The 22,546-nt window shown below is 73.2% G+C and carries 21 protein-coding genes; 13 read left to right on the top strand and 8 right to left on the bottom strand.

The window, feature by feature from the left end; translation table 11 throughout:
* Positions 1-63: 63 nt before the first annotated feature.
* From OG994_RS24070 to OG994_RS24060, 3 genes are all read right to left on the bottom strand, one after another.
* Positions 64-1,281, bottom strand: a complete 1,218-nt coding sequence (locus OG994_RS24070) for a hypothetical protein (RefSeq protein ID WP_328851060.1) — start codon at positions 1,279-1,281, stop codon at positions 64-66.
* Positions 1,282-1,335: 54 nt separating this feature from the next.
* Positions 1,336-3,000: a GTPase gene (locus tag OG994_RS24065; protein WP_328853781.1), complete on the bottom strand. Its 1,665-nt coding sequence runs from the start codon at positions 2,998-3,000 to the stop codon at positions 1,336-1,338.
* 97 nt (positions 3,001-3,097) lie between these two features.
* A complete protein-coding gene (locus OG994_RS24060) occupies positions 3,098-4,909 on the bottom strand; it encodes a GTPase domain-containing protein (RefSeq protein WP_328851059.1) in 1,812 nt (603 codons plus the stop codon).
* A 195-nt stretch (positions 4,910-5,104) separates the two neighbouring features.
* Here OG994_RS24060 and dnaK point away from each other — a divergent pair, with 195 nt between their 5' ends.
* The 5 genes from dnaK to OG994_RS24035 all read left to right on the top strand — a co-directional run bounded on the left by dnaK (position 5,105) and on the right by OG994_RS24035 (position 9,898).
* Positions 5,105-6,961, top strand: coding sequence for a molecular chaperone DnaK (dnaK, locus tag OG994_RS24055; protein ID WP_328851058.1), 1,857 nt, complete (start codon positions 5,105-5,107; stop codon positions 6,959-6,961).
* Positions 6,962-7,005: 44 nt separating this feature from the next.
* Positions 7,006-7,767, top strand: coding sequence for a nucleotide exchange factor GrpE (gene grpE, locus OG994_RS24050; RefSeq protein WP_120328198.1), 762 nt, complete (start codon positions 7,006-7,008; stop codon positions 7,765-7,767).
* Between the two features lie 85 nt (positions 7,768-7,852).
* Entirely contained in the window at positions 7,853-9,037 is a 1,185-nt protein-coding gene (dnaJ, locus tag OG994_RS24045) for a molecular chaperone DnaJ (protein WP_328851057.1), read from the top strand.
* A 29-nt stretch (positions 9,038-9,066) separates the two neighbouring features.
* Positions 9,067-9,510, top strand: coding sequence for a heat shock protein transcriptional repressor HspR (locus OG994_RS24040; RefSeq protein ID WP_120328375.1), 444 nt, complete (start codon positions 9,067-9,069; stop codon positions 9,508-9,510).
* A gap of 130 nt (positions 9,511-9,640) precedes the next feature.
* Positions 9,641-9,898, top strand: a complete 258-nt coding sequence (locus OG994_RS24035; protein ID WP_328851056.1) for a hypothetical protein — start codon at positions 9,641-9,643, stop codon at positions 9,896-9,898.
* Positions 9,899-9,992: 94 nt separating this feature from the next.
* Here OG994_RS24035 and OG994_RS24030 read toward each other — a convergent pair whose 3' ends face one another.
* The 3 genes from OG994_RS24030 to OG994_RS24020 form a co-directional block, all read right to left on the bottom strand.
* Entirely contained in the window at positions 9,993-10,424 is a 432-nt protein-coding gene (locus OG994_RS24030) for a hypothetical protein (protein WP_328851055.1), read from the bottom strand.
* A 178-nt stretch (positions 10,425-10,602) separates the two neighbouring features.
* A complete protein-coding gene (locus tag OG994_RS24025; RefSeq protein WP_328853780.1) occupies positions 10,603-11,808 on the bottom strand; it encodes a cation:proton antiporter in 1,206 nt (401 codons plus the stop codon).
* A 7-nt stretch (positions 11,809-11,815) separates the two neighbouring features.
* Positions 11,816-12,316, bottom strand: coding sequence for a cation:proton antiporter regulatory subunit (locus OG994_RS24020; RefSeq protein WP_120328193.1), 501 nt, complete (start codon positions 12,314-12,316; stop codon positions 11,816-11,818).
* A 178-nt stretch (positions 12,317-12,494) separates the two neighbouring features.
* Between OG994_RS24020 and clpB the strand changes: the two genes are divergently transcribed.
* From clpB to OG994_RS23980, 8 genes are all read left to right on the top strand, one after another.
* The gene (gene clpB, locus OG994_RS24015; RefSeq protein ID WP_328851054.1) at positions 12,495-15,086 is read left to right on the top strand and encodes an ATP-dependent chaperone ClpB; all 2,592 of its coding nucleotides are present in this window, start codon (positions 12,495-12,497) and stop codon (positions 15,084-15,086) included.
* A gap of 92 nt (positions 15,087-15,178) precedes the next feature.
* Positions 15,179-15,556, top strand: coding sequence for a hypothetical protein (locus tag OG994_RS24010; RefSeq protein WP_120328191.1), 378 nt, complete (start codon positions 15,179-15,181; stop codon positions 15,554-15,556).
* Positions 15,557-15,695: 139 nt separating this feature from the next.
* Positions 15,696-16,283: a DUF4178 domain-containing protein gene (locus tag OG994_RS24005; protein ID WP_328851053.1), complete on the top strand. Its 588-nt coding sequence runs from the start codon at positions 15,696-15,698 to the stop codon at positions 16,281-16,283.
* A 101-nt stretch (positions 16,284-16,384) separates the two neighbouring features.
* A complete protein-coding gene (locus OG994_RS24000; RefSeq protein ID WP_328851052.1) occupies positions 16,385-17,209 on the top strand; it encodes a hypothetical protein in 825 nt (274 codons plus the stop codon).
* Positions 17,210-17,277: 68 nt separating this feature from the next.
* Positions 17,278-17,961 carry a hypothetical protein gene (locus OG994_RS23995; protein ID WP_120328188.1) on the top strand — a complete coding sequence of 228 codons (684 nt, stop codon included), beginning with the start codon at positions 17,278-17,280 and terminating at the stop codon, positions 17,959-17,961.
* 10 nt (positions 17,962-17,971) lie between these two features.
* The gene (locus OG994_RS23990) at positions 17,972-18,781 is read left to right on the top strand and encodes an SDR family NAD(P)-dependent oxidoreductase (protein ID WP_120328187.1); all 810 of its coding nucleotides are present in this window, start codon (positions 17,972-17,974) and stop codon (positions 18,779-18,781) included.
* Between the two features lie 166 nt (positions 18,782-18,947).
* Positions 18,948-19,487, top strand: coding sequence for an orotate phosphoribosyltransferase (gene pyrE, locus OG994_RS23985; RefSeq protein ID WP_120328374.1), 540 nt, complete (start codon positions 18,948-18,950; stop codon positions 19,485-19,487).
* A 57-nt stretch (positions 19,488-19,544) separates the two neighbouring features.
* The gene (locus OG994_RS23980) at positions 19,545-19,922 is read left to right on the top strand and encodes an ArsR/SmtB family transcription factor (protein WP_091081602.1); all 378 of its coding nucleotides are present in this window, start codon (positions 19,545-19,547) and stop codon (positions 19,920-19,922) included.
* A 59-nt stretch (positions 19,923-19,981) separates the two neighbouring features.
* Here the strand turns inward: OG994_RS23980 and OG994_RS23975 are convergent, their stop codons facing one another.
* Entirely contained in the window at positions 19,982-20,695 is a 714-nt protein-coding gene (locus OG994_RS23975) for a DedA family protein (RefSeq protein ID WP_120328186.1), read from the bottom strand.
* A gap of 237 nt (positions 20,696-20,932) precedes the next feature.
* The gene (locus OG994_RS23970) at positions 20,933-22,525 is read right to left on the bottom strand and encodes an LPXTG cell wall anchor domain-containing protein (RefSeq protein ID WP_328851051.1); all 1,593 of its coding nucleotides are present in this window, start codon (positions 22,523-22,525) and stop codon (positions 20,933-20,935) included.
* Between the last annotated feature and the right edge of the window lie 21 nt (positions 22,526-22,546).

Raw genomic sequence — 22,546 nt, 5'->3', positions numbered from 1 at the left:
ACGGAGGAGGGGGCGCGCGGGGGCGGGCCCGGCGGGTGGGGGCTCAGTCGGGGCGGGTGGGGCTCAGTCGGGGTCGGTCAGGCGGTGGCGGTTGGCCTCGATCCAGGCGTGCAGGGCGGCCGGGTCGTCCGGGTCCACCCCGTCGGCGATCAGCTCGGCCACCGCCGCGGTGGCCGGGCTGCGCCGCTCCCCGGTGCTGTACAGGCGGGCGAACTCCGGCACCATCTCCTCGATCGCCGCGTCGGTCTGCGCCACGGCGATCGCCGGGAGCCCCCGCTGCCGGGCGGCGTACCGGGCCCAGGCCCGCAGCACCCGCGGCAGCATGGCGGCGTCGTCCATGTCCAGCACGGCCCGCCGGTGCACCCAGTCCAGCAGGAACAGGCCGGCGACGGCCGGGCTCCACCGCAGCGGGTCGGCGTCCGGGAAGCTCGCCGCGTGGTCCAGCAGCAGGCCGAGGCAGAAGTGCAGCGAGGCCAGCTCCGCGTCGTCGACGGTGTCCAGCCCGGCCCGGGCGGCCTCGGGCGAGGCGAGGAAACGCCGGACCAGCCGGGTCCGCTCGTCCGCCGAGAGCGGCTCGGCGACCGGCGGTGCGGTGGCCGGCGCGGCGGGCAGCACGGCGAGCCGCGCGCCGGCGAGCGCCCGGTCCGTGGCGAGCGCGCCCTCGCCGGGCAGCTCGCCGAGGTCGTCGGTGACCGCGAGGTGGCGGGCCACCTCACCGCGGATCCGCGCCGGGTCCTCCTCCCGGAACCAGGTCAGCTCGTCGGCCGCGCACATCTGCCGCACCTGGTCGAGGATCCGTTCGGCCGGCCCGCCGACGAAGATGTCCTTCGTGATGCCGATGTTGTGGTCGATCAGCGCCACCATCGCGTGCTCCGGGCCGCCCGCGTCGTCGTCGTAGGCGAACGTGGCCACGTAGGAGGTCTGGTCGCCGTACACGTCGCCGTACGCCCAACTGCCGGTCAGGTGCACCCGCCCGAGCTGGCCGGACCAGGCCGGCGCCTGGCTGCCCGGCCGGACCCGCGCGGCGCCTTCGGCGTCCGGCACAAGGGTGGCGAACACGGAGCGGATGGTGGTCGCGGCGGCGGTGCGCCGGCGGGACGTGGCCGCGAGGAAACCGCCGACGAACTCGCGGACGGCGGCGCTGCGATCGGTCTCCGCGATCGCGTACACGCTGCCGAGCAGCGCGGCCCCGAGCATCTCGGCGTCCAGGGCGCAGTCCAGCCGCGTCACGTCGCGGGCGGCGTGCAGCACCGCGTCGTACGGGGTCCGGGGAGGAGCCATGTGCCGACCCTACGCCGGACGCGGCGTACCGGCAGCCGTAGCGACCCCGCGGGGTCAGCGGCGGGACGCGTCGCGCAGGGCGTCCCGCGCCTCGGCGTACCGGGCGAGGACGCCCCGCACCGGGGCGAGCACGTACTCGTCGCCCACCGCCGCCACGGCCGTGACGAGCCGCTGCTCGGCCCGGCGGCGGGCCCGTACGGCCGCCCAGCGGACAAGGGGCCGGGTCAGCGCCGCGAGCAGCAGGCCGGCGAGCAGTCCACCGAGCAGCAGCACGGTGGGCAGCGGCACCACGCCCACGGTCGGGTTCTCCAGCGCGGGCAGGCCGAGCGCCCGGACCACGTAGCCGAGCACCAGCCAGCCGAGCCCGACCACCGCGGCGAGGGTCACCAGCCACTGCCCGGCGCCGACGAACCGCCACCAGAGCGGCCGGCGGTCCAGGCCGAGATCCGTGCCGGCCACCGCCCGGTCGAGCGCGTCGGGCAGGTCGCCGAGGCGGGACCGCGCCGCGTCGGTGACCGCCGTGGGCCAGGCCCCCGGCAGGTCCGCGGCGGCGTGCTCGGCCACCGACCGGATGGCCAGCCCGAGTGCGGAACGCTGGGCGGCCGTCGGGTCGGGCACCGAGGTCGCGGCCACGAGGCTCTCCGCCGGGTCGGTGCCCCCGCCGGCCGTGCCGGGTAGGTGGAGCCGGCGCAGCGGGTCGGGGCGCAGCCGCCGCCAGCCGCGCACCAGGGGCCAGCCCGTGCTCGCCGCGGCCCGGTGGCGGTACGCCTGCCGCACCGCCTCCGTGACGGCCGGCACACCGGCCGCTCCCGCGAGGGCGCGGGTCAACGTATCGGTCGTCGCGGCGTCCGGGCCGGCGGCCGGGCGGTCGGTGCCGACCAGTTCGCCCAGGTCCGCCACCACGGTGTCCACGTCGCCGGCGAGCCGGCGCAGCGCCGCCTGGCGCTCGGCGACGGTCCGTTCGAGCGTCGCGCGCAGGTCGGAGATGCCGGCCGGTTCCGTGGCGGTCGTCGCGATCAGGGGTACGCCGTCCAGCCCGTCCGCGTCGAGCAGCCGCCGCAGGTCGGCCAGCACCTTGGGCAGCTCGGCCGGGGGGAGCCGGTCGGCCTGGTTGAGCACGACCAGCGTGACGTCGCGGTGGCGGTGGAACTCGCGCAGGTAGCTGTCGTGGATCACCCGGTCCGCGTACTTCTGCGGGTCGACCACCCAGACCACCAGGTCGACCAGCCCGAGCAGGCGGTCCACCTCCAGCCGGTGGGACCACTGCACCGAGTCGAAGTCGGGCAGGTCCAGCAGGACCAGGCCGCGCAGCGCGGCCTCGTCGTCGCCGTCGAGCGCGCTCTCCCGCACGAACCGGTGCCGCGGCAGGACGCCGACCCAGTCGAGCAGCCCGGCCGCGCCCTCCGGCGGGCCCCAGACGCACGCGTGGGCGACGCCCGTGGTGGGCCGGCGCACCCCGACCGGGGACAGCTCCAGCCGGGCCAGCGCGTTGAACAGGCTCGACTTGCCGCTGCCGGTGGCGCCGGCGAGCGCCACCACGGTGTGGTCGCGGGAGAGGGCCAGCCGGGCGCCGGCCCGCTCGACCACGGTGTGCGCGGGGACCAGCCGGGCGTCCGGCAGGTGCCCGTCCGCGGCCGCGAGGAAGCGGCGTACGGCGTCCAGGCGGGCGAGCAGGACGTCCGGGTCGACGCGCTGGTCGCCGCGGAACGCCTCGCGCATCCGGCCGACCACGTTGCTCACGCCGGCACCCCGTTCCACTCGGCGCCACCACGAGGCGGCATGGCGCCGTGCCCCACGATCCGCGCGCTGCGCTCGCTCATGTGGCCGATCCTCCGCCGGTCAGGCCGGACCGCCGCCGGGCGGTCTCCACGCGGCCGGCGGCCGTGCGCAGGGCCTCCGCGGTCTCCGGCCCGGGCCGGGCCGCCGCGCTGAGGGCCAGGTAGCGGCCGGCCTCGTCGTCCAGCAGGGCCCGCACCCGCTCCAGCAGGTCCGCACGGGCCCGGGTGGCGAGCGTACGCACGGCCTGGTCACCGAAGATCGCCTGGAGCACGGCCTGCGCGGCCACGGTGGTGCCCGCCCCGGTGGCCACCTCGAGCCCGGTCGGGATGAACGCCGTCGACGCGAAGACGGCGATCATAACGGCGAGGCCGGTGGCGTTCACCGCGTACGCCGCGGTGCGGGCCACGAAGCGCTTGTCGCCGCCCTCCTTCCGGACCAGGTCGAGCACCCCGCGCTGCCAGTCGCGGACCAGCCGTTCGGCCCGTGCGGGCAGGTCGGCGCCCGGGTGGGCGAGGTCCGGTTCGAGCAGCGCGGCGCCGGCCGGATGGGCCTTCCACCCGGTGTACGCCTGCTCGGCCGCCTCCGCGGCCACCCCGCGCAGCAGCGTCACGAGCTGGGACTCGATGGCGGTGCGCAGTTCGGCGGCGGGCGCCGGACGGCCGGTGAACGCGGCCACCACCCGGTCGCGGAGCCGGCCGATGCGGGCCTCCAGGGTGCGGAAGAACTCGCCGGTGCCGACGAACTCCTGCCAGCGGGCGAGCACCTCGCCGCGGAGCAGGCGGCCGTCGCTCAGCCCCTGCTCGACCGTGCGGTGCGCCGACCGGTACGCGGCCCGCACCCGCTCGTCGAGCGCGTCGGCCGCGGTGAGCTGCTCCTCGGCCGCGTCGGCGAGGCCCTCGACGGCGGGGTGCAGGGCCGCGAGCGCACCGTCCAGCGTCTGCCGGACCACGGCGGCCCGGGCGCCGGCGTCGGCGGCGAGCCGGGCGAACCAGTCGGCCATGGGTGCGGTGACCCGTTCGGGCAGCAGGCCCTGCCCGTCGACCCACGTCTCCGGCAGCACGAAGAGCGGTGCCTGGCCGAGCCCCTGCTCGGCGAGCATCTCGGACAGGTGAGCGGTGATCTCGTCGGTCGCCTCGGGCGGCACCCGGTCGAGGACCATGGCGATCACCGTGCCGCGGGCCCGGGCGCTGCGCAGCAGCTCCCAGGGGACGGCGTCGGCGTAGCGGGCGGCGGTGGTCACGAAGAGCCAGAGGTCGGCGGCGGCGAGCAGTTGGCCGGCGAGCGCCCGGTTGGCGTCGACCACCGAGTCGATGTCGGGCGCGTCGAGGAACGCGAGCCCGGGCGGGAGCGCCGGGGCGGCGACGAGCTGGAGGGTGCGCGGGTCCTCGCTCGGCTCGTTGGTGCGGGTGAGGCCGGGCAGCAGCTCGCCCTGGCGGAACCAGGACGAGTCGGCCGGGCTGCAGACCAGCACCGGCGAGCGGGTCGTGGGGCGGAGCACCCCGGCGGCGCTCACCCGGGCCTTGACCAGGCTGTTGACGAGGGTCGACTTGCCGGCCCCCGTGGAGCCGCCGACCACGACCAGCAGGGGCGCGTCGAGCCGGGCGAGCCGGGGCAGCAGGTAGTCGTCGAGCTGGGCGGTCAGGCCGTCGGCGGCGCGGCGGGCCGCCGCGGCCGACGGCAGGGCCAGCGGAAACCGGGCCGCCCCGATCGCGGCCCGCAGGGCGGTCAGGGCGCCGGGGAGGCTCTCGTCCCCGGCGGTGGCGGGCGGGTCCTCCGCGTCCGGCGGGCCGGTGCGGGCGGCGACGTCGGGCGCGCCGGGCTGGGTGGCGGGGTCCCCGTGCGTCGTCACCGCTAAAGCGTGCCCGACCGGCGCAAGGGAATACAACCGATCGGTAGCATCGGGAGTTGCGTCGAGTCGGCTCAACCTCGACTTGACGATCTACCGGGGCGTGGCACTATTGAGTCAAGTCCACTCAACTTGTGGTGGGTGCGCTGCGGGCGGTGCCCGTCACCTGCTCAAACCCAACGAAGCGAGGAAGCGAAGATGGCACGTGCGGTCGGTATCGACCTCGGCACGACGAACTCCTGCGTCAGCGTTCTCGAGGGCGGTGAGCCCACCGTCATCGCCAACGCCGAAGGCTCGCGGACGACGCCGTCGATCGTCGCGTTCGCCCGCAACGGCGAGGTGCTCGTCGGCGAGGTCGCCAAGCGGCAGGCGGTGACGAACCCGGACCGGACGATCCGGTCGGTCAAGCGGGAGATCGGCACCAACTGGACCGTGGACATCGACGGCAAGAAGTACACGCCGCAGGAGATCTCGGCCCGTACGCTCATGAAGCTCAAGCGGGACGCCGAGGCGTACCTGGGCGAGCAGATCACCGACGCGGTGATCACCGTTCCGGCCTACTTCAACGACGGCCAGCGGCAGGCCACCAAGGAGGCCGGTGAGATCGCCGGCTTCAACGTGCTGCGGATCGTCAACGAGCCGACCGCGGCCGCCCTGGCGTACGGGCTGGACAAGGGCTCCAAGGAGCAGACCGTCCTGGTCTTCGACCTCGGTGGTGGCACCTTCGACGTCTCCCTGCTCGAGCTGGCCGAGGGCGTCATCGAGGTCAAGTCGACCAGCGGTGACAACAACCTCGGTGGTGACGACTGGGACCAGCGCATCATCGACCACCTGGTGAAGACCTTCCGCGGCGAGCACGGCATCGACCTCTCGCAGGACAAGATGGCCATGCAGCGGCTCAAGGAGGCCGCCGAGAAGGCCAAGATCGAGCTGTCGGCCGCCACCACCACCAACATCAACCTGCCGTACATCACGGCGGGGTCCGCGGGCCCGCTGCACCTGGACGTCACGCTGAGCCGTGCCGAGTTCCAGCGGATGACCCAGGACCTGCTGGACCGCTGCAAGGGCCCGTTCGAGCAGGCCGTGAAGGACGCCGGGATCAAGATCTCGGACATCGACCACGTGATCCTCGTCGGTGGCTCGACCCGTATGCCGGCCGTCACCGACCTGGTGAAGCAGCTGACCGGCAAGGAGCCCAACAAGGGCGTGAACCCGGACGAGGTCGTGGCCGTCGGCGCCGCCCTCCAGGCCGGCGTCCTCAAGGGCGAGGTCAAGGACGTCCTGCTGCTCGACGTGACCCCGCTGAGCCTGGGCATCGAGACCAAGGGCGGCATCTTCACCAAGCTGATCGAGCGCAACACCACCATCCCGACCAAGCGCTCCGAGGTCTTCACCACGGCGGACGACAACCAGCCGTCGGTGCTGATCCAGGTCTTCCAGGGTGAGCGCGAGATCGCGGCCTACAACAAGAAGCTCGGCACCTTCGAGCTGACCGGCCTGCCGCCGGCGCCCCGCGGCGTGCCGCAGATCGAGGTCACCTTCGACATCGACGCGAACGGCATCGTGAACGTCCACGCGAAGGACCTCGGCACCGGCAAGGAGCAGAAGATGACCATCACCGGCGGCTCCTCGCTGCCGAAGGACGACATCGAGCGGATGCGCCGCGACGCCGAGGAGCACGCGGAGGAGGACAAGCGCCGCCGCGAGGAGGCCGAGACCCGCAACCTGGCCGAGGCGCTCCAGTGGCAGACGGAGAAGTTCCTCGCCGAGAGCGGCGACAAGCTGCCCGCGGAGAACCGCGACCAGCTCAACGAGGCGCTCGGCGAGTTGCGCAGCGCGCTCGGCGGCCAGGACATCGAGAAGATCAAGTCCGCGCACGAGCGGCTGGCGCAGGTCTCCCAGCAGGCCGGTTCGCTGCTGTACTCGCAGCAGCAGGCCGAGCAGGGCCAGCAGGCGGGCGGCCAGGCCGGCCCGGGCGCCGGGGCGACCGGCGGGCAGACCGGTGGCGGCGACGACGTCGTCGACGCGGAGATCGTGGACGAGGACAAGAAGTGACCTTCCGCCCCGACACGCGCACGGCGAAGGGATGAGGTAGCCGCATGACGGAGAAGGAGAAGCCACGAGCTGCCGGCCCGGAGGACACCGGGTCGACGCCGGGTGGCTCCGCGCCCGCCGAGCCGGCCACCGGTGACGCGCCGCGGGTGGTCATCCGCAACAACCGCAAGATCAGCCAGCCGGCCGAGCCGGAGGGCACGGCCGCCGACGCCGGGACGGACGCCCCAGCCGAGGGGCTGGTCGAGGACGCCGAGGTCGTGGTCGACGAGATCGAGGTGGAGGCCGGCACGGTCGACGGGGCGACGCCCGCCGGCCCGCCGGTGGTCGACGCGCCCGCCGAGCCGGTGGACGCGGCGACCAGCTCCACACTCGGCGCCGAGTTGGAGGCGCTCCGGGCCGACCTCGACGAGCGCACCCGCGACCTGCAACGGGTGACGGCCGAGTACGCCAACTACCGCAAGCGGGTGGAGCGTGACCGCGCCGCGGTGGCCGAGCAGGCGACCGGCACGGTGCTGGCCGCACTGCTGCCGATCCTCGACGACCTGGACCGGGCCCGGGAACACGGCGACCTGGTCGGGCCGTTCGGATCGGTGGCGGAGCAGCTCATCGCGGCGCTCGGGAAGTTCGGGCTGACGCCGTTCGGCGAGCAGGGCGACCCGTTCGACCCGACCCGGCACGAGGCGGTGGCCCACCAGACCTCGGCCGACGTGACCGAGCCGACCTGCGTGCAGATCATGCGCCGGGGCTACCAGCTCGGTGAGCGGCTCCTGCGACCGGCGCTGGTCGCGGTAGCGGACCCGGAGTAGTGCCGGGACGACGTGACCGGATCGCCCCGCCCGCCGGACGGTGGGCGGGGCGACCCGGGCAGGACGGTCGGAAGGGGGTGGACCGGTGAGTTCGAAGGACTGGATCGAGAAGGACTTCTACGCCGTGCTCGGCGTGGACAAGGCCGCCTCCGCGGACGAGATCAAGAAGGCGTACCGCAAGCTGGCCCGGGAGTCCCACCCGGACCACAACCCGGGTGACCCGAAGGCCGAGGAGCGGTTCAAGGCCGTCTCCGAGGCGTACAACGTGCTGTCGGACCCCGGCCGCCGCCGGGAGTACGACGAGATGCGCTCCCTGTTCGGGTCGGGAGCGTTCCGACGCAACGCCCGGGGCGGGGGCCAGCCGGGTGGGATGCCGTTCGACGTGTCGGACCTGTTCGGAGGCGCGACGGCCGCGGGAGAGCGACGCTTCGGCGGCGGCGGCGGCTTCTCGGACCTGTTCAGCTCGATCTTCTCCGGCGGGCCCGCCGGCCCGGCCACTCCGCGTGGTCCGGCGCGGGGCCGCGACATCGAGACCGAGGTGGCGCTCGACTTCGGGGACGCGGTCCGGGGCGTGACCCTGCCGCTGACCCTGCGCGCGCCGGGTGTCTGCGACACCTGCCACGGCAGCGGGGCGAAGCCGGGCACCCAGCCGCGCGCCTGCCCGGTCTGCCACGGCGCCGGGGTGACGACCCGCAACCAGGGCTCGTTCAGCTTCTCCGAGCCGTGCCGCAACTGCCAGGGCGTCGGCACGGTGGTCGAGGAGAAGTGCCCGGAGTGCCAGGGCACCGGCGGTGTGACCAAGACCCGTACGCTCAACGTCCGCTTCCCCGCCGGCGTGGCCGACGGCCAGCGGATCCGGTTGGCGGGGCGGGGTGAGCCGGGCGAGCGGGGCGGTCCGGCGGGCGACCTCTACGTGCACGTGAAGGTCCGGCCCGACGAGATCTTCGGGCGCAGCGGCGACGACCTGACGCTCACCGTGCCGGTCACCTTCGCGGAGGCCGTGCTCGGCACGGATCTGCGGGTGCCCACGCTCGACGGCGCCGTGACGCTGCGGGTGCCCCCGGGCACGCCGAGCGGACGGGTGCTGCGCGCCCGGGGCAAGGGCGTGGTCCGCCGGGACGGGCGGGCGGGCGACCTGCTGGTCACACTGGACGTGGTGGTACCCGCGCGGCTGTCGGACGAGGCACGGGCGGCGCTCGAGGCGTTCGCCGAGCACACGCCGCCGGCGGCCCGGGAACATCTCGACGCGCGGGTGCGTCGAGCCAGTTGAGGCTGTGGATGGACGCGGAGGTGAGCGGGATGTCGGACGGGTTCGCCGCTTCGCCGGATGACCCTGCCTACGAGGCGAAGGTCCTGATGATCTCGGTGGCGGCGCGGATGGCGGGCATGCACCCGCAGACCCTGCGCCAGTACGACCGGCTCGGCCTGGTGCAGGCCGGGCGGGCGGCCGGCGGCGGCCGCCGGTACAGCGTCCGGGACGTGGTGCTGCTGCGTGAGGTGCAGCGACTCAGCCAGGACGACGGCATCAACCTCGCCGGCGTGAAGCGGATCATCGGCCTGGAGCGCCTGCTCGAGGAGGCACAGCAGCGGGTGGCCCGGCTGGAGGCGGAGCTGGACGCCGCGTACCGCCGGATCGCCGAGCTGGAGGCGCTGGCCCGCTTCTCCGGTCGCGACCTGGTTCCCACCAACCGCACCTCGACGGCCCTCGTGGTCTGGCGCCCGCGTCGCGGGCCCGACCGCTGACCACACTTCTCCGGCCCCTCGACGGCCCGGCCCGCTCACCGGTTCACCGGCGCGGGCCGGGCCGTTCTGGTTAGCCTGCAGGTGGGTCCTTTCCGCACAATCCGGACCTACCGGCATGGCAGGGGGAGCGATGACGGAGGCGGCGAAGCAGGTGGCCCAGCACGCGGAGGACCGACTGGACAAGGTCACCGAGATGGTGCGGAAGCGGTTCGGGGACATCACGAGGGCGCACTTCGCCGACGTGGTGAAGTCGGGACGCTTCGCGGACGAGGGGGCCGCCGGCAACGGCGAGGACGGGGCCGGCAGGAACGACGGGCCGGGTAGGAACGACGGGGCCGGCAGGAACAGGGTGGAGATCCGACCGGGGAGGCAGGGCGGCCCGACCTGAGGTCGGGCGCGACGGACGGCCCGGGAGCCACGGGGGGTCCCGGCCCGTTCGTCGTTCCCGGGAACGCCACGACCGGGCCCGCGCCCGCGTGGCCTCAGCCGAGCCGGCGGTTCTCCCGGACCAGGCCGCCCTCGCACCAGTCCCGGTAGACGAAGAGTTCGGGCCGGGCCAGCAGCACCCGGCTGTTGTGCGCCCAGGTGCGCATCAACTCGTCGCCGTTCTTCTCGGCCTGCTCCACGAGCTTGCGGAAGCGGCGCTTGGGGTGTGCGCGGAAGTTCGTCCGGATCCCGTCGGCCGCGTAGATGTAGAGACAGTGCAGCGCGAACCGGCGGGCCGGGCACGACTGGTCCATGGCCAGGTCGAAGAGGGTGCTCACCAGCCGGTCACCGGCGACGAGCAGGTCCCAGTCCGGCGGCATGGAGGTCAGCGGCACCGAGTCGGGGCGGTAGGCCCACGCGCGCAACTCCGCCGGAGACGGGTCGACGGGATTGGCGAAGCCGTGGAACGTCGACTCCTGCACGCTCACCGGCCAACCTTCCGATCGCGCCCGCAGTTGACACGGCCACCTGCGGACCTGGCTGCTGGGGCGACACGGTAACGCGGTACCGGTAAGTAGCGGTAGACCCTCCAGGGAGCAATTCGCCGACCGTTGGCCGAGCCGGGCCGACCGTACGGCCGACCCGGCTGGCTCGGGGCGAGCGGCGTCAGTCGGGGACGGGGACCGGCTCCCGCCGCTGGACGTTCGCGCGGCGGCGCAGCCACCGCTTGAACCACGGGAAGTCGGGCAGCCGGGCCAACAGCGGCCCCGTCACGACGGTGATGAGGACGTACGCCGTGGCGAGCGCGGCCAGTCGCGGCTCGACGCTGCCGGCCGCCACCGCGAGCCCGGCGATGACGATCGAGAACTCACCGCGGGGGACCAGCGCGAGGCCGGCGCGCCAGCGACCGGGCTCCGCGATGCCGACCCGCCGGGCGGCCAGGTACCCGGTGAGCGTCTTGGTCGCCATGGTGACGATTGCCAGCCCGAGCGCGGGCAGCAGCACCGGCGGGATCTCCCGCGGATCCGTCGTCAGCCCGAAGAAGACGAAGAAGACCGCGGCGAAGAGGTCCCGCAGGGGCGTGAGCAGCTCCGTCGCGTGGTGGGCCACCGGTCCGGAGAGCGCGATGCCGACGAGGAACGCGCCGACGGCCGCCGAGACCTGGAGTTCGGCCGCGACGCCGGCCACCAGCAGCGTCATGCCGAGCACCCCGAGCAGCAGCGCCTCGGGGTCCTTCGCGGACATGAACGTCGAGATGGCGCTGCTGAAGCGGACGGCGACGAAGAGCACCAGCAGCACGGTGCCGACCGCGATGGCGAGCGTCAGGCCGCCGCCCAGCAGGCCGGTGCCGGCGAGCACGGCGGTGACGAGCGGCAGGTAGAGCGCCATGGCCAGGTCCTCGATCACCAGGACCGAGAGGATGACCGGTGTCTCGCGGTTACCGAGCCGGCCCAGGTCGCCGAGGACCTTGGCGATCACACCGGAGGAGGAGACCCAGGTGATGCCGGCGAGCACCAGCGCGGCCACCCAGTCCCAACCGAGCAGCAGCGCGAACGCGGCCCCCGGCAGCGCGTTGAGCAGGCCGTCGATCAGCCCGGCCGGCGCCGCGGAACGGAGGTTGCCGACCAGCTCGCTGGCCGAGTACTCCAGGCCGAGCATCACGAGCAGCAGGATCACGCCGATCTCGGCGCCGACGGCGAAGAACTCCTCGCTGGCGCTGAGCGGGAGCAGGCCGCCGTGCCCGAACGCCAGGCCGGCGAGCAGGTAGAGGGGGATCGGCGAGAGGCCGATACGGCGGCTCAACCGGCCGAGCAGGCCCAGCAGGAAGAGCAGCGCGCCAACTTCTATGAGCAGTGTTGTGGTCTCGTGCATACGCGCCTCAGCCGTCCGGGTCACTGTCGGCGAGGATGGCGGTCACTCCGTCGAGACCCTGGCGGGTCCCGACGACGACCACCACGTCACCGGCGGCGAAGCGGAAGGCCGGGTCCGGCGAGACGATCACCTCGCCCTGGCGGAGCACCGCCACGATCGAGGCGCCGGTCCGCGTACGGGCCTTGGTGTCGCCGAGCTTCCGATTGACGTACGGGGAACCGGCCGGGATGGCGATCTGCTCGGTGAGCAGCCCGGCGGCCTGTTCGCGCAGCCCGGAGAGTTGACCGAGCATCAGTGACGCGCCGAGGATGTCGGCGAGGGCCTCCGCCTCGTCGTCGGTCAGCGGAACGTCAGCCTGGCACGAATCAGGATCGTCTGGGTCATAGAGGACAAGGTCACGACGACCGTTGCGGTGGGTGACCACGCCCAGCCGGCGTCCCGACTCCGTCACGAGGTCGTGACGGACGCCGATCCCCGGCAGCGCGGTCTGTTCGACACGTACTCGCACCCGACAAGGCTACCGCTCAGCGATTTCCGCAGATCCTAGTGGCGGAACGCCCCTCCGGAGGGCGCATCCCGCACATTCCATCTCCTGCTAGTGACCGGAGTCACATCGCCAGGGTTGAGCGGAATAGGCTCAACTCTGGTTGTGTCCTTCCTAGTGGACACGCCGATCCGGGGGAGCCATGAACACGGAACGTCTCACCACGAAGAGCCGCGAAACCATCACCGGTGCCGTCGCGCTGGCGAACCAGCGCGGCCACGCGACCGTGGAACCCTGGCACCTGCTGCTCGCACTGCTGGACACCGAGGGCTCGACCGCCGCGGGCCTGCTGCGCGCCGTCGGGGCCGACGCCGCCGAGCTGCGCCGCGTCGCCCAGCGCTCCATCGACGCCCTGCCCGCCGCGCGCGGCTCCAGCATCGCCGAGCCGACCCTCGCCCGCGAGTTCGTCAACGCCATCGGCGCCGCGGAGCAGATCGCCCGGCCGCTCGGCGACGAGTACACGTCCACCGAGCACCTGCTGGCCGGCCTGGCGCGGGTGGGTGGCGCGGTCTCCGTCGCCCTGAGGAACGCCGGCGCCACCGAGGAGAACCTGGTCGCCGCGTTCCCGACCGTACGCGGCGGCGACCGGCGGGTCACCACCGCCGATCCGGAGCAGACCTACCAGGCCCTCGCCAAGTACGGCGTCGACCTCACGGCGAGCGCCCGTGAGGGCAGGATCGACCCGGTGATCGGCCGGGACTCGGAGATCCGCCGGGTCATCCAGGTGCTGTCGCGGCGTACGAAGAACAACCCGGTCCTCATCGGCGAGCCGGGCGTGGGCAAGACCGCGATCGTCGAGGGTCTCGCCCAGCGGATCGTCGCCGGTGACGTGCCGGAGTCGCTGCGGGACAAGAAGCTCGTCTCGCTCGACCTGGGCGCGATGGTCGCCGGCGCGTCGTACCGCGGCCAGTTCGAGGAGCGCCTCAAGTCCGTGCTCGAGGAGATCAAGAACTCCGACGGGCAGGTCATCACGTTCCTCGACGAGCTGCACACCGTGGTCGGCGCGGGCAAGGGCGAGGGCTCGATGGACGCCGGCAACATGCTCAAGCCGATGCTGGCCCGCGGTGAGCTGCGCATGGTCGGTGCGACCACGCTCGACGAGTACCGCGAGCACATCGAGAAGGACCCGGCCCTGGAGCGGCGCTTCCAGCCGGTGCTGGTCGGCGAGCCGACCATCGAGGACACCATCGGCATCCTGCGCGGGCTCAAGGAGCGCTACGAGGTGCACCACGGCGTACGCATCACGGACGCCGCCCTGGTAGCCGCCGCCACCCTCTCCGACCGCTACATCACCGACCGGTTCCTGCCCGACAAGGCGATCGACCTCGTCGACGAGTCCGCGTCCCGTCTCCGGATGGAGATCGACTCCCGCCCCGTGGAGGTGGACGAGATCGAGCGGGCGGTGCGCCGGCTGGAGATCGAGGAGATGGCGCTGGCCAAGGAGCCGGACGACGCCTCCGCCGAGCGGCTGGAACGGCTGCGCCGGGAGCTGGCCGACAAGCGCGAGCAGCTCACCGCGCTCTCCGACCGCTGGAAGCTGGAGAAGGACCACATCACCAAGCTGTCCACCGCCAAGGAGGAGCTGGAGCGGCTCAGCGGTGAGGCCGAGCGGGCCGAGCGTGACGGCGAGCTGGAACGCGCCGCCGAGCTGCGGTACGGGCGGATCCCCGCCCTCAAGGCCGAGCTGAAGCGCGCCGAGGAGGAGCTGGCGCGGCTGCAGGCCGACGGCGCGATGCTCAAGGAGGAGGTCGGCGCCGACGACATCGCCGCGGTGGTCGCCTCCTGGACGGGCATCCCGGCCGGGCGGCTCCTGGAGGGTGAGACGGCGAAGCTGCTGCGGATGGAGGAGTCGCTCGCCGCGCGGGTGGTCGGTCAGGCCGAGGCCGTGGCGGCGGTCTCCGACGCCGTACGCCGTGCGCGCGCCGGCGTCGCCGACCCGGACCGGCCCACCGGCAGCTTCCTGTTCCTCGGCCCGACGGGTGTCGGCAAGACGGAGCTGGCCAAGGCGCTCGCCGAGTTCCTCTTCGACGACGAGCGCGCCATGGTCCGCATCGACATGAGCGAGTACGGCGAGAAGCACTCCGTGGCCCGGCTGGTCGGTGCCCCGCCCGGCTACGTCGGCTACGAGGAGGGCGGTCAGCTCACCGAAGCGGTGCGTCGCCGGCCGTACTCGGTGATCCTGCTGGACGAGGTGGAGAAGGCCCACCCCGACGTCTTCGACATCCTGCTCCAGGTGCTCGACGACGGCCGGCTCACCGACGGCCAGGGCCGCACGGTGGACTTCCGCAACACGATCCTGATCCTCACCTCGAACCTCGGGTCGTCGGTGATCAGCGACCTGACGCTCGCCGAGGAGCAGCGCCGCGAGGGCGTTCTCGCCGTGGTCCGATCGCACTTCAAGCCGGAGTTCCTCAACCGGCTCGACGACGTGGTGGTCTTCGCGGCGCTCCGCGGCGACGACCTGCGGGCCATCGTGGACATCCAGCTCAACCGGATGCGGCGCCGGCTCGCCGACCGGCGGCTCGACCTGGAGATCACCGACGCGGCCCGGAGCTGGCTGGCCGAGCACGGGTACGACCCGATCTACGGGGCCCGCCCGCTGCGGCGGCTCGTGCAGTCGGCCATCGGCGACCAGCTCGCCAGGGCCCTGCTGGCCGGACAGGTCCGCGACGGCCAGACGGTCAAGGTCGACCTGGCGCCGAGCCGGGACACCCTGTCGGTGACCCCGGCCTGACCCGCCCGTCCTGGGGGTCGGCGGCGTGTGCCGCCGACCCCCGTCACGTCCGGGAAGGGATGGGACGGGGCGGCGCGGGGAATGATGAGGACATGGTCGGCAGCGGAGCGCGTGACCGGGAGTTGACGGACGCCGTCGAGGAACTGGCGCGGGCGGACACGCTCGCCTTCGGCGGGGTGGGGTTCGCCGGCACGGTGCTGCCGGTGACCGAGGCGTACCGGCGGGTCGAGGCCGCGCTGGCCGCGCACCCCGACGAGGTACGCGGCCACGTCGACCGGCTGCTCGACCGCGGGTCGCCCGCGGGGCGGGCGTACGCGGCGACGCTCCTGGAACAGGTCGACCCGGGCGCCGCCCGGGCGGCCTGGACGGCGCTGCGCGACGACCCGGCCGAGTTCACGACGTTCACCGGCTGCGTGATGGGCCGCTCCTCACTCCGCGAGTACGCGGCGGACCGCCTCGCCGCGGCGTGATCCGGCAGCCCGGTGCGTCCGACGGTGGGCACGCGTGCCCACCGGTCCGTGACCGGGCGCTCACTTCGACCATCGGCCCGTACGCCCGGGTGCGCGGGGTTGTTAGCGTTCGCGCCGACGTGCCGGGGGAGGGTGGTCGGTGAACGGATGGGTCGCGTACCTGGTGGTGGGCTGCCTGGTCGTGGTTGCGGCGGTGGCCCTCGCCGTGGCGGCCGCGCACCGGTCCCGGGCCCGGGGGCGAGCGGCCGCCAGGGACGTCCCGCGCGCTGACCCGCGCCGGATCCGTCCCGGCGACGTCGTGGAGATCCGCCAGGTGTCCTATTCGGTCCGCGGCACGATCCGCCTCGTCGAGGTGGGGTGGAGCTGGATCGAGCACCTGATCGAGGACGCGGACGGCGTCCGGCGCCGGCTCTCGATCGAGGAGGACCGGAAGCTGGAGCTCGTGCTCTGGGACGCGGAGCCCGCGGCGGCGCTCACCCCGGGCGCCCCCACCATCGAGTTCGCCGGCCGGCGGTACGACTGGATGGAGTCCGGGCAGGCCCGGTACACGACCAGCGGCAGCACCGGTCTCGACCCGAGCGGCACCATGCGCTACCACGACTACCAGGCGCCGGGTGGCGCCCGGCTCACCTTCGAGGCGTACGGGGAGGCGGGCTGGGAGGTGGCCCGGGGCGAACTGCTGCACCTCGGCGAGATCCTGGTCCATCCGTCGACGGCCCGGGGTTAGCGGGCCGCCTTCCGCGTCCGGCCGCCCGGCCCGCGGCGTCGCGGCGTGCCCGGCTGGTCGTATGCCGATACGGTGTGGGCGCGATCTAGGGAAGGAGCATCGTGGTCGATCCACCCAGCACCCCGGCCCGGTCCCGGCCGGGTGTGGTGACGATTTCCAGCTACCTGCTGATACTCTTCGCCGTCCTCCAGGTGATCGGGCTGATCATCACGCTGGCGACGATCGGCAAGATCCGCGACGCGCTGCAGGACGCGTACGCCGACACCTCGGGGGAGACCGCCGACGCGATCGGCACCGTCACCTACGCCATCGGCATCGGTGCGGCCGTCTTCTCGCTGCTCCTCGCGGCGGCGCTGGTCGTGCTCGCGCTGCTCAACAACCGCGGCAAGAGCGGTTCCCGGATCACGACCTGGGTCCTCGGCGGCATCATGATCTGCTGCTCGGGCGGCAACCTGGTCAGCGGCGCCGCGGGCGGCTTCACCGGCGGCGCCGGTGGCACGAGTGGTGACGCGCCGAGCCCGGACGAGATCCAGCGCCGGCTCGACGCGGCGCTGCCCGGCTGGTTCACCCCGGTCAACACGCTGCTCGGGGTGATCGGCGTGCTCGCGCTGCTCGCCGCGCTGATCCTGCTCGCGCTGCCGAAGGCGAACGAGTTCTTCCGGAAGCCGCAGCCGGTCTGGGAGCCGCCGGTCCCCGGTGGCGCCTACCCGGGCCAGCCGTCGACGCCCGGCTACCCGCAGACGTCCGGCGAGCCCGCCTACCCGCCGACCCCCGGCTACCCGCCGACCCCCGGCTACCCGCCGGCCCCGGGCTACCCGACGCCTGGTCAGCCCGGTCAGCCGGGTCAGCCGCCGGCACCCGGCCAGCCCGGTGACCAGCCACCGCCGTCGGACCGGCCCGGCCCGACGCCGCCGCCCATGAGCTGAGCCGCGGAGAGCCACATCGACGGGTCCCTCCGATAGGTTGCAGTCGACGCCTATCGGAGGGACCCGTCGTGTCGTACCCGCAGCCGGTGCCGGCCCGCCGCCCCGCCACGGTCACGCTGGCGACGACGGTGCTGCTGCTGATGGCGGTCCTCGCGCTCGCGTACGTCGTGGTGGGCCTGCTGGTCGTCGGCGGGACCGTCGACCGCTTCCGGTCGGCGGCGAGCGGGTCCTCGGCGACCACCGACGACATCGACGGTGTGGTGGCGTTGCTGCGCACCTCCGCCGTGCTGGCAGCGGTGATCAACGTGTTGGCCGCCGTCCTCCTCGCCGTCCTCGCCCTCGGCGTGGCCGGCGGTCGCCCCGGTGCGCGCGTGGCCACCTGGGTCGTCTGCGGCCTCGGCCTGCTCTGCGGCTGCTGCGGCCTGACGGTGCTGGTCGTCCAGCGGTCCACCCCGCTGCGGCTGGGCGCCGACGACCAGGCCACGGCCGAGCTGCTCAACCTGGTCGGCGACGCCTACCCGCCGTGGTGGATCCCGTTGAGCGCGGGGCTTTCCGTCGGCCAGGCACTCGGTTACCTTGTGGTAGCCGTGCTGCTGGCGCTGCCGGCGGCGAACGTGTGGTTCCGCCGGCGCCCGCCCGCGCCGTCCGTGCCGCCCGGCTTCCCGCCGTCCGTGCCGCCCGGTTTCCCGCCGGCACCGCCCGGGTTCCCACCCGCCCCGCACCAGCCCCCGCCCCCGTACCCGCCCCGGTGAGGATCGTCCCGTGACCCCCGATTCCACGCCCCACGAGCAGCGGGCCCTGGTGACCGGCGCGACCGCCGGCATCGGTGCGGCGTTCGCGCGCCGGCTCGCCGCCGACGGTTGGCACCTGGTGCTCGTCGCCCGGAACGCCGCCCGCCTCGCCGAGACGGCCGGCGAGCTGGCGGAGCGGCACGGCCACGAGGTCGAGACCATCTCGGCCGACCTGTCCACCGACGACGGTTGCGCGCTCGTGGAGGAGCGGCTGTCCTCCGGCAGCCCGGTCGACCTGCTGGTCAACAACGCCGGGATCAGCCTCAACAAGCCCTTCCTGCGCTCCTCCGCCGGGGACGAGACCCGGCTGCTCCGGCTCAACGTGCACGCGGTGATGCGCCTGACCCTCGCGGCGCTGCGACCCATGACCGAGCGGCGGCGCGGCGCAGTGATAAATGTCTCTTCGGTCGCCGGTTTCGGCGCGGTGATGCCCGGATCGACGTACTCGGCCAGCAAGGCGTGGGTCACGAACTTCAGCGAGTCGGTGGGCCAGTCCGCGCGGCCGTTCGGCGTACGGGTGATGGCCCTCTGCCCCGGCTACACGCGTACGGAGTTCCACGACCGGGCCGGCATCAACATGTCCAAGACGCCCGGCTGGATGTGGCTACGAGCCGACGACGTGGTCGACGACGCCCTGCGTGACCTGCGGAAAGGCAAGCTCGTCAGCGTTCCCGCGTGGCGGTACAAGTTGGCCGTGGCCGGTCTGCGCCACGCGCCGCGGCGACTCCTGCACGCGGTCGCCCGGGACACCCGCGGTCGCATCGGCCGCGACGAGGCCTGACCCTGGCGGGCTCCGTCGGCGCGCCCGCCGGCGGCCCGGCCGTGGCGATCGGGTCGGGATTGATCGCGCAGAGTAGTTGAACATCGCCATCCATCGGTCGCTCGCGCGGTGGATCCCGATGGACCCGGCACGCGGCTCCCAGACTCGCGCAGTACCCTCTATCGCCATGGGGGACCACGACGACCTGCGTAAATTCATCACCGATCTGGCCGTGGTCCATGGCCGGGTGGTGCTCTCCTCCGGCATCGAGGCGGACTGGTACGTCGATCTGCGTCGCGTCACGCTCCATCACCAGGCTGCGCCGTTGGTCGGTCGGGTGATGCTCGACCTCACGGCCGACTGGGAGTACGACGCGGTCGGCGGCCTGACCCTCGGTGCCGACCCGATCGCGTTCTCGATGCTGCACGCCGCCGCCCCGACCGACCGGCCCCGGGACGCCTTCGTGGTGCGCAAGGCCGGGAAGGCGCACGGGATGCAGCGACGGATCGAGGGGCCGGACGTGGCCGGCCGGAGGGTGCTGGCGGTGGAGGACACGTCGACGACGGGGTCGAGCGTGTTGACCGCGGTGGAGGCGTTGCGCGAGGCCGGGGCCGAGGTCATCGGCGTTGCGGTTATTGTTGATCGAGGAGCCGGCGACGCGGTGCGAGCCGCCGGATTGCCGTATCGGGCGGCCTATACGTTGGCTGACCTCGGCCTTGTGGCGTAAAAGTCTGCCGATTCGGATCTGCTGATATGCAGGCGGATCGATGCTGCTGGTGGAAGGATGGAAAACGTGGGAACTGCGTTGGCTGAAATGACTATGCCTCAGATCTCGCCGCTCGCCGGCGAGCCAATCGAACGTGCCGATGCCGAGCGTCTCGCCGGGGTCCTCAAGGCCCTCGCCGACCCCGCCCGGCTGCGGCTGCTGAGCCTGATCCAGTCGGCCCCCGAGGGCGAGGCGTGCGTCTGCGACCTGACCGCGCCGCTCGGCCTCTCCCAGCCGACGGTCAGCCACCACCTGCGCATCCTCACCGAGGCCGGCTTGCTGGAGCGGGAGAAGCGCGGTGTGTGGGCCTACTACCGGCTGGTCCCGAGCGCGATCGCCACGATCGCCGATCTGCTGACCCCGCCGCGCAAGCGGGCCACCAAGAAGGCCCGCTGACCCGTACCCGATCGTCCGGTGCCCTCCCCGACCAGGGACGGCGCCGGACGGCCGGCCGGTCAGTGCTTGCCGTAGTGCTGCCGGGTCTCCCGGATCGCCTGCTCGGCGGCAGCCCGCTCCTCGGCGGTGGTGCCGCGCCTCGCCGCCATCCGCGCCCGAAGCAGTTCGATGGCGATCGGGATCACCGAGACCGCGACGATCGCGATGAGGATGAACTCGATGTTCTCCTTCACGAACGAGATCTGGCCGAGGAAGTAGCCGAGCACCGTCACGCCGGTGCCCCAGAGCACCCCGCCGATCACGTTGTAGGTCACGAACGTCCGGTAGTTCATGCGGCTGACGCCGGCCACGATCGGCGTGAACGTCCGCACGATCGGCACGAAGCGGGCCAGCACGATGGAACGCGCCCCGTACTTCTCGAAGAACTCGTGCGCCTTGAGCACGTTCTCCTGCTTGAACAGCCGTGAGTTGGGGCGGCGGAACAGCGCCGGCCCGACCTTGCGGCCGAACGCGTAACCCACCTGGTCGCCGGCGATGGCCGCGATCGTGATGAGCAGGCAGACCACCCACAGGGGCCAGGTGATGTACTGCCCGTCGGCGGTCAGCAGGCCCGCGGTGAACAGCAGCGAGTCGCCCGGCAGGAAGAAGCCGATCAGCAGGCCGGACTCCGCGAACACGATGGCGAGGATGCCGAGCAGCCCGAACGTCGAGATCAACCACTCCGGGTCGAGCCAGTCCGGCCCGAGGGCCAGCGTGGTGGTGGGCGTCGGCACGAGTGACCTCCGGGTGTCGGCAGGCGGGACTGGCGGGCACGTCGCGAGCGGCGACGGACGTCCGTAGTCTAGGGGGCCGTCCGAGATGCCCCGTGCTCGACGTCACAGAAGCGGTGCGCCACCCGGGGTCCGGAACACCCGGGCGCCGACGGGTGCGGGCGGCCCTTGCGACGGAACCAGACGACGGTGCCCCGCCGACCGGGTGGTCGGCGGGGCACCGGCTGGTGGTGGTACGGATCAGGCCACGAAGCGGGTCTTGCGGCGGCGCGCCAGGACGTAGCCGCCGACGCCGGCCACGAGCAGCAGGGCGCCGACGCCGGCGATCAGGCCGGTGGAGGAACCGGTGATCGGCAGGGTCGGGCCGTCACCGTCGTCACCGCCACCCTGACCGCCGTCGCCGCCCTGGTCGCCGTCGCCGGGCGTTCCTGGGGTGCCGCCACCGACCGGGTTGATCACGATCGCCGCGGTGTCGTTGTCCGCCTTCGGGTCACCCGGCAGCTTCGTGGTGACGCTGCCCTTGGCGTTCGGGACGACCTCGTCGATCCGGAGCCCGAAGTAGTACACGGACTCCGTGTCCTTCGGCGTCTCGGTGACCTGGCAGGCGTACTCCTTGGCGCCCGGCTCACCCCAGTTGGCGTTCCACGGGTCCCACTCCTCGCCCGGAACGTACGGCACGCAGTCCCAGGGCGCTTCGACGGCGGTGGTGCCCTCGGGGATGGAGATCCGGACGGGCAGGTCGTCGATGCTGATGTCCTGCGACGCCTGGCCCTGGTACTCGAGAATCGCCGGCCCGAGGTTGGTGAAGCCCGGCTGAACGTCGACGACGTCGCCCTTCTTGCCGCTGGCGGTGGCGCCCACGGCCTTGAGGTCCGCCGGGTTGTCGCCGGTCACCCCGATCATCGCGAAAGTCATGTTGTTCAGCTTGTCGAGGTCGGTCTGCGGGCTCCGCGCCACCGAGCTCCGCTCCTTCGCGACCAGGCGGAGTTCGCCGCCGCGGCCGGGCTTGAGGTCGCCTACGAGCCAGTCCTCGAACGCCTGGTTCCAGTCGTCCCTGGTCCACCAGTCCAGGAACACCGGGAGCGTGGCGCCCGTACGCGCGTCCGGGCTCAGCTTGATCGGGAGGTCCTCGGAGAGCTCGTACGTCCTGCCCCGTTCGAGTTTCGTGTCGAAGGTGCAGAAGGCGTACACGCCGAACTCCTCGGACAGGCAGTTGGAGAAGTCACCGGCGTAGGCGGCGAGCCAGTCGGCCTGGACGACGAGGACCGTTCCGTCGACGAGGGTCTCACCCGCGTTTCGCACGACGCCGGGTACGCCCACGCGGGCGCCCGGCTCCCCGCTGGCCTCGACGGTCGGGTCGCTCACCAGGTCGACGCCCTCGGCGATGGTGACGCCCGCCTTCCCGGTGGCCGTCTTACCACCGGAGGCGACGCTGATCGACAGCGCGCCCTGCTGCCCCGGCTTGGCGCCATCCCTGCCGGTGACCATGTAGTCGAACCCGGGCGTGTCGCCATCCTGGAGGTCGGCCTCGCAGTGCAGCTTGGTCGGCGACACGTCACAGGCCCAGCCCCATGCCGGCTCGACGACGGCGAAGTCGGCGACGCCGGACAGGTCGATGTCGATGGTGGTGCGCCCGAACGTGGGCTCGGACTCGGTGTTCTTCCAATGGGCGTAGAAGGAGCCGTAGGTCATGTGGCCGGGCGCGACGAGCAGGTCGTGCGTGACGACCTCGAACGGCACCTCGGCGGCGACGGCGGGGGTGGCGGAGGCGGCGACGAACGCGCCTGCGACGCCCAGCCCGGCGAGCCAGCGCCGGGCGGAATTCTTGATCATGGGGTTCCCTCGTGTCGGGGG

The sequence above is a fragment of the Micromonospora globbae genome, from assembly GCF_036184225.1.
Lineage (GTDB): Bacteria > Actinomycetota > Actinomycetes > Mycobacteriales > Micromonosporaceae > Micromonospora > Micromonospora globbae.
Note: the sequence above shows the minus strand (reverse complement) of the source record. Positions and strands in the feature narration are given on the sequence as shown.